Raw genomic sequence first — 1807 nt, 5'->3', positions numbered from 1 at the left:
AGCTCGACTTTGTACGATTAGGTGGCGAAGCATAGTGCTTGAGCCATACGTACGAGGCGGGTTGTCGGAATATAGTGCGGTTCTCGGTGCGGCGGGGATTGTTGATTAATGTCGCCGACCCAGAGCTGGAGGCGGACGGCGCCGATGGCGTCACTGAAGGTCAGGCTGGTTTTTCGATACCAGGCGGCGGAATAAGGGTTGCTTTTATTGGTTAGCAGATCGCCGGCCCATAGCGATATAAGAGAGTAGAGACCCAACAGCGCCGGAGTGGTTCGCGCTATGGCTTTGTTGGTCCACTGGCGCTGTGTCTCGACACCCAGGTGAGCGCGGGTTTCGGCAAATGTGACCTCGATCTGCCACCGCCGGACGTAGAGGGCGATGATGTCGGCGGGCTCGAGGGTGATGTCGGTACTGAAGAAGGCTTGCGGCTCGCGCTTTCCGTCAGGGTCGCGAACCAGGACCCAGCGAACCGGCAAGACCGGGGTGCCCGGCCTGTACCATAAGGCGATGTCGGATGTGATCTCGAGCGTCTTGCCGTTGACATGGCCATACCAGGCAGAGACGAGGACGCTTGTCCAGCGCGTCGCCGGATTGGCGAGCAGGGTCTTGAGCTTGGGCAGTGCTGGCCCTTTCTGTGCCGGCCGTCCCATCGTGCGTGATGTTCGCCTCGCAGGCGGCGCAAACAGGCTGGCATCCAGCCGCAGCCGGCTGATGAGCGTTGCCCGAGGCGTAATGGCATGGGCCAGTTCGTGGACGGCAAAGCTGCTGTCGCCGATGAAGACGATCCGACGACCTGGCAGCCAGCGAGACAGCTGCAGCGCGCCCTGGCGGGCCCAGTCCGTCAGCAGTTTGTGACGACAGCCGCGTTGACGGTTGGATCGTTCTGAAGGGGCAAGCAACGTCAGGATCGGCAGCGCCTTGATCAAGTTGGTCCACGACACCGGGGTGAGCACCATAAAGCTGAGCCAGCGCAGTCCGCTGGCTTTGACGAAATGGCCGTGACTGGAGCGGACCGGGTCTCGGTATATACCCCGGGCAGTGATCCTGCGCCCCCATCGCCGCTCAATGGTGTCGTCCATGCCAATGACAACGGGACCATCTGGCACGAGCCGTTCGACCACAATGCCGAGCAGTCGCCTGGCAACCGCACGGGAGCTCCAACGGGCGCGGTTGAGGACCTGGTGATAGGTGGCAAAGTTGGCAGCATGGGATCGGCCGGTCACACGCAGGCAGGACGTAACGGTCCGTTTGCCCGTGGCCAGCAGGCCGCCCATCACAAGAACAAGTACATGCTCCCAACTGGGGGCAGTGAAGCAGGGGCGCCATACCTGCATCCATTGGCGCAGGATCTGGGGGACGGCATCGCCGATAACGGCCTTGTTCTGGTCCAACATCCCATGCTTCGAATCCTAACTGAAGCACGTTGCAACGCTTGGGCTGTTGCCATGCGGCAAGTTGAATCGGATACGCTGTGACCTGAAGGCAGCTATGGATGCTCCATGAAAGACGACGAAATCATTCTACGCATCGAAACGTTTGACGCAGCCAACGGCGGTGGCGTGGGCTGGTACGAGGACAAAGGCGCTTACCATCTCTATCTGCTGGAAACCGACGCGCCGATCGCCCGCCTCAAGCCTGTCGGCACGCGCGACGAAGTCAGGCTCGGCTACTGGTCACACCGGCGAAAATGGGAAGATATTGACGATATGGGCGGATGCGTCTTGCCACTCGATCAGGCCCTCGACCACATCGCTGAAAACAGCATCTTCTGGACTTGGACCTGACCAAAAACGTACAAAGTCGAGCT

General features: G+C 60.5%; 2 protein-coding genes. One reads left to right on the top strand and one right to left on the bottom strand.

Going from position 1 to position 1807, the window contains the following annotated elements:
* Positions 1-17: 17 nt before the first annotated feature.
* A complete protein-coding gene (locus tag HHL08_RS25210) occupies positions 18-1394 on the bottom strand; it encodes an IS701 family transposase (RefSeq protein WP_169575582.1) in 1377 nt (458 codons plus the stop codon).
* Positions 1395-1499: 105 nt separating this feature from the next.
* Between HHL08_RS25210 and HHL08_RS25205 the strand changes: the two genes are divergently transcribed.
* Complete coding sequence (locus HHL08_RS25205) at positions 1500-1784, top strand: hypothetical protein (RefSeq protein ID WP_119750773.1); 285 nt, start codon at positions 1500-1502, stop codon at positions 1782-1784.
* Positions 1785-1807 lie beyond the last annotated feature (23 nt).

The organism is Sphingobium psychrophilum (genome assembly GCF_012927105.1).
GTDB classification, from domain to species: Bacteria; Pseudomonadota; Alphaproteobacteria; order Sphingomonadales; family Sphingomonadaceae; genus Sphingobium; species Sphingobium psychrophilum.
The sequence above is the reverse complement of the archived record's forward strand: the minus strand, read 5'-3'. Positions and strand labels throughout refer to the sequence as shown.

What these genes read in the sequence shown, in the direction of transcription:
- HHL08_RS25205 (WP_119750773.1), top strand. Translation starts at nt 1,500, where the DNA reads ATGAAAGACGACGAAATCATTCTACGCATCGAAACGTTTGACGCAGCC.
- HHL08_RS25210 (WP_169575582.1), bottom strand. Translation starts at nt 1,394, where the DNA reads ATGTTGGACCAGAACAAGGCCGTTATCGGCGATGCCGTCCCCCAGATC.